We start from the raw sequence: 1,437 nt of genomic DNA on the forward strand, positions 1-1,437 counted from the left end.
CCGGGGGCGCGGAAGGGTCGGCCATGCGGTCGCGGTGCGGCAACGGCGAAGCGTCAGCCGATCAGGTCGAGGCCGGCCGCGTCGGCCAGCGCATCGCCCACGCCGCCCTGCTGCTGGCGCACGAGCTGCCCGGCCACCTGGTCCACGCCGCCCTTGATGTGCAGGGTGACCGATTCGAGCTTCATGCGGTATTCGCTCACGCGGGCGAACGGGCGGTAGAACCCGAGCGTGACCACGGTGAGCAGGATGTTCTTGAGCCGCAGCCCCACGTAGCGGCCCGCGCGCAGGTCGCACTTGAAGCGGGCCATGTGGCTCACGCCGATGTTGTTCCACATGAGCTGGAACATGCGCGCTTCGCGGAAGGCGCGCGCGGGGGCCGATGCGAGCAGGAATACCACGAAGAACAGGATGAAGCCCAGCACGATGAACACGAACAGCCACATCCCCATGCGCTGCGTGGAGTTGGCCAGCAGCGCCCACGAGCCCTTCAGCGCCGCGGCGATGACGGCGCCCAGCACGGCCGACGACAGGAGGAACACCAGCACGGTGGCGACCCAGACCTTGACGAAGTCCACGTACTCCGGCTTCCAGCGGCCGGGCTCGGCGCCGATCTGCGAGCGCAGCACGAGCAGGCTGCGGTAGTTGTATTCGAGGCGGATGAAGCACAGCACGATGAGCACCAGGCCCACGGCCAGCAGGCCCCACATGGGCCCCGTCACCTTCGGCAGCTTGCGCCCGCCGGCCGGCAACTGCGCCTCGGGCGCCAGGGCCTGCAGACCGAAGAACACCGCCAGGCCCACCAGGGCGATGGCGAACACCGGCCAGCTGGCCTGGTAGACCTCGCGCCAGTTGGCGTTGAACTGCAGGCGCAGCCCCTTCCAGCGCGTGTTGGCCAGGCGAAAGCGCATGGCGCTGCCCCAGATCAGCGGGGCGAGGAGGGCGCCGCCGATCAGGAACAGGCCCACGGTGGCGTCCTGCCCCGTGCGCACGGCGATCTGGTAGGCGGCGGTGAGGCCCAGCAGCACGACGAAGCCGAAGACCATGCGGCGCTGCTGCGCGGTGAATTCGAGGGGGCTGCCGGCCACCAGGGTGTGGCCGTAGAAGTACTGCGCGGTGCGCCGGCGGGCCCAGGGCGTGTACAGGCCGAGCGTGAGGATGCCCAGCAGCACGTTCACGATCCACACCCGGAAGTATTCGCCCCCGCTGCCGGTGAAGACCAAGGCATGCGGTTCGATGCCGTGCGATGTGAAGGTGGAAGACACCCTGTCTGCGGGTGGTGGGGTCATGTCCATGGGCTGCTCTCCTCGGTGCCGCGGAGTGTAGCGCAGCCCCTGGGGCATCGGTGGCCTGTCCATCGGCCTGTAGCGCAATACCAACTTGCGGTGGCAGCTACTGATTTTGTAGCGTTTGCGGTGGCGCCACGCGCGGCGGGGCGCC

Annotated in this window: 1 protein-coding gene; it reads right to left on the reverse strand. The window is 69.0% G+C overall.

The annotated features are described in order from the left end of the window. Positions 1–53 precede the first annotated feature (53 nt). Positions 54–1,286 carry a YjgN family protein gene (locus AC27IQ_RS24540; protein ID WP_372588280.1) on the reverse strand — a complete coding sequence of 411 codons (1,233 nt, stop codon included), beginning with the start codon at positions 1,284–1,286 and terminating at the stop codon, positions 54–56. Between the last annotated feature and the right edge of the window lie 151 nt (positions 1,287–1,437).

The sequence above is a fragment of the Acidovorax sp. KPB24-07 genome (assembly GCF_057543315.1).